General features: G+C 60.7%; 3 protein-coding genes. All 3 read right to left on the bottom strand.

The window, feature by feature from the left end; all coding sequences use genetic code 11:
- Positions 1–83 precede the first annotated feature (83 nt).
- Genes EET67_RS25150 through EET67_RS25140 form a run of 3 tightly spaced genes read right to left on the bottom strand, consistent with a single transcriptional unit; the run spans position 84 to position 3,448 of the window.
- The gene (locus EET67_RS25150; protein ID WP_128628895.1) at positions 84–944 is read right to left on the bottom strand and encodes a TniQ family protein; all 861 of its coding nucleotides are present in this window, start codon (positions 942–944) and stop codon (positions 84–86) included.
- Entirely contained in the window at positions 941–1,822 is an 882-nt protein-coding gene (locus EET67_RS25145; RefSeq protein ID WP_128628894.1) for a TniB family NTP-binding protein, read from the bottom strand. Before EET67_RS25145 ends, EET67_RS25150 begins: the two co-directional genes overlap by 4 nt.
- 12 nt (positions 1,823–1,834) lie before the next feature.
- Positions 1,835–3,448 carry a Mu transposase C-terminal domain-containing protein gene (locus EET67_RS25140; protein ID WP_128628893.1) on the bottom strand — a complete coding sequence of 538 codons (1,614 nt, stop codon included), beginning with the start codon at positions 3,446–3,448 and terminating at the stop codon, positions 1,835–1,837.
- Positions 3,449–3,608 lie beyond the last annotated feature (160 nt).

Below are 3,608 nucleotides of genomic sequence, written 5' to 3'. Positions count from 1 at the left end.
TGTCGCTTGGCACTTAATTGTAAGAATGCGCCGGTTAGGTTCAGGCTCGGCATTTAATTGTGAGAATCTTTGCCGCCAGTTTCTCAAATTAAGTGCATCTGCGAGGAAGCTTTCCACCTACGAGCTCGGGCTATCATGCTCTCGGCGGCGTCAGTGAACCGGCCCCTATTGTCACCCATCATGTGACCACGCAGCATTCGGAGCATCTCCGGTCCAGCGCGCTCGACGATGGCGATTCCCGCCAGCAGAGCGGGCCGCATGTGAAGCGGCAGGATCGGCTTTGCAGGCGTGGGCAGGTTCTCCTGTTCCACGGCGACGACACGATCGAGATCGGGGATGATTGCGCCGAGCACCCGGAAGCGCCAAAGGTCGTGCTCGCGTGGTATAGGTCTTGGAATGCGTCGCATCAGGAGAAGCCGAGCAATGTCGGTTGGCGATATCCAGGTTCCGATACCACGTTCGGCTTCATCGTCGAGCAGCTTTTCGCCACGAAGTGCGGCATCCTGATATTGTTGGAAAGGGGAGGGGATTTCCCGCCTACCGGCATCCCGGAGTTGGTTCCCGCACAAAGGGCACGTAATGCGCCATCCGAGAAGCTGGCTTCGCAGGATCGGCTCCGTATGTCCGGGGCTGCAGTTCGTACAGACCTGCGTCGGCCGGGCGGAGATGAGCCGATGCGATGATTGCGCGACATTTGCGAAGGTCATTCGACGCATCACGGCCGGCTCGGTGGCAAACATGTTGGCCAGGCGGATTTCCTGATCACTGCTCAGTAGGAGATCGGCCGCTCGCAAGGAGGAGGCCTCCGGCAGGCAATGCCGAAGCATAACCAGCGGTGGAACCGAGTAAAAGGCGGCATGCCGGCCAATCCAGGACGACAGGAGTTCATCAGAATGGGGCGGCAAGCGCACCGGCAATCTCCGTGGCGGCGTGTTCTCAATCATGCGAATGCCGCCTCGGCATCGAACTCTGGCTCCCAACACTCGACCGCTTCGTCAGCAATGTGCTCGCGGCCGCTCTCGATGGCGTCGACTGCGAGGCTGTTGATCATGTGGAAGATGTTAGCGGTGATACCCTCGGTGATCTGCAGAATCCGTCGCAGCGATTTCGGCGTAAGCACCGAGGGCCGACGCAGCGGCGTATTGCGCAGGATCGACGCTACCAAGGTTTCGAACTGTTCGTTCGCAGCCCACCGGCTCAACGTGAACTGCTCGAATCGTCGGGCAAGCTGAACGTCGCCGCTGATGGCCTCCCGCGCCTCGTTGACGCCGAAGCAAACCAGCGAGATTTGCAGACGATTGCTGAGGAAGCGCAGCGTGTTCAGAACGATGCGCTGCTCGCGATAGGTTCCGGCGAGGATGTTGTGCACTTCGTCGATCACCAGCACCTGCACACCGATCGCGTCCATGATTCGCAACGCCGCCTGCTCCATCTGGGCAATGTCGGCACGCGGCCGCTGAGGTGCACCGAGAAGGGTGAGGAGTTCGGCGTAGAACCGTCGTTCGCCCGGGCGGCTGGTCATTTCCATGGCCAGGACCGGTGTCTTCAACGTGCCCGTCAGCGGATTGAAGCTCGGCGGGTGCTTGTCGCGGAATCGCTTCATGATCATGGTCTTGCCCATGCCGCTGTCGCCGTAGATCGCGACTGACGGCATGCGTGTGCCTCGTGGATGGTCGAGGAGCGTACTTAGCCGGTCGAGTGCCTGCATGGCGCGTGGGTAGAGCACCCAGCGGCGTGATCGTATCGCCCGAATGCGCTGCTCGTCCGTTTCGGCAAGCAGCGCCGCGGCGCCTGGGGTGAGGTGGGAGATTTCATTCTTCATATTCACTCCAGCTCAATCTGTATCCTCAACAAAGGGTACAGGTTTGCTGGAGTCGACACCGCGGAGCGAGCCCCATCCCCGGTCATCCACCTTCGATTTCGAGGAAGCCGTCTTGCGTCGTGCCGCTGCCGTCTTCTTCGTTGCCGTCTCGAGCAATTCTCGCTGTGTGATGGCGGTGCGGACGATGGCGCGGGTGTCGACTTCCCGGCGGCCTTTCGCCAGAAGGGTGCGTCGCGCGATCAGCGCCTCGTGCAGGGTGATCGAAGGCAACGTCACGTCGGCATAGCGGGCGTCCACGAAGTTTCCGGAAGGCCGTCGAACGAAGATGCGCGCCATGTCGCGTGGATCGTATTTGACAAGCAGGCGCCGGTCAGAACGCCCGACGTCGGCGCTGAGCGCCGCCGACCAATAACGCAGGCCGAACAGATGAATGCCGGTCGGCCGCAAGGTGCGCTCCTGCTCAGGCAGGAAGGTGAGCCAAAAGCGAAGCCGATCCGGTGGCAGCCGAAGGGGGATCTCGCCCTCGTGCTCCCGCCAGACCGCAATCGGCGGGCGGCCCAGGGCGCCGTGGATCGACTGATGATAGGAGCCGACGATGTCGAGTGCGATGTACCGCTCGAGTTCACGCAGCGTCAGTGCCGCGTGCCGCTTTGAGTCGTATTCTCCCAGATCCTGTTCGTTGCTGAATGTTGTCCCGGGCAGCAGGTGCAGCTTTCCCATCTGCGTGCCGATCAGACGCTCGATGTGCCCGCCGAAGCGAGGCTCACCCGGTGGCCGCCAGTCGATCGCGATCCCGGCGTCCTGGCATCCCCTCTTAAACGCCCGGCTCCGGAATTCCGGGCCATTGTCGACATGCACCGTGTTCGGCAAGCCGGCAACGGGCCAGAGCTCTCGAATCTCACGTTCTCGCAGCCAAGCCGACTTGTCAAAGACGGAATGCAGCAGGCACAGGCTGGTCGACAGCCGCGACGGCGCGCCCATGGTAAGATAGAAGCCGGTGACCATCCGGCTGCACACATCCATTGCCAAGGTTAGCCAGGGTCGGCCAATCGGCTGCCGGGTCTCCTCATCGACGACGAAGACGTCGGCCTTGGTATGGTCGATCTGGACTACCTCCAGGGGCCGGCCGGCGCCGAACACTCCAGGAACGGCCGTCGTCGCCTTGACGATCTTCTGTTCGCCGCGCCGCTTGGCACGCTTCTGAAGCTCTATGTCCGCAAGGCGAGCGACGATCGTTCGGCGATGCGGCGGTTTCAGCCCGACAGAAATGCAGTTCGTCTGCACGTCACGTACCAGCTGCGAAACCGCCGGCCGGGTTCGCTTCAGATAGTATGCGTTGATCGTCACGCGGACAATTTCCTCCCGTCTCTCATCCAGCGTCCGATGACCCTCCGGGCGTCCGCGTTTGCGATCCACCAGCGACAGAACGGTCCCGCCGGCGCGGAACAGTTTGATCAGCCGGTATGCAGTCGCTTGGCTGACACCCATCTTGACGGCGAGTTTGCCGACCTCTGCGGCTGTCGCATTGCCGGTTCGGCGCTTCAGGAATTCACGAATCGCATCAGCCCGTCGACAGGCTTCATCCCAAAGTGCGTCGTCAATCTCGTTGGGAAATGGATCGCTCATGGAGGCTCACGAAGAGAAAAATATCGAGAGCCTGATTCTCACATTAGATGACAAAATCCAAGTCAGATTATCAAATTAACTGCCCGCTCTCAAATTAAGTGATCGGGCAACCTACTGAAAATGTTGAAGTCGGATTCGCACAATTAAATGGAAAGCGACA

It is taken from the genome of Borborobacter arsenicus, assembly GCF_003934165.1.
Taxonomy (GTDB): Bacteria; Pseudomonadota; Alphaproteobacteria; order Rhizobiales; family Rhizobiaceae; genus Pseudaminobacter; species Pseudaminobacter arsenicus.
Note: the sequence above shows the minus strand (reverse complement) of the source record. Positions and strands in the feature narration are given on the sequence as shown.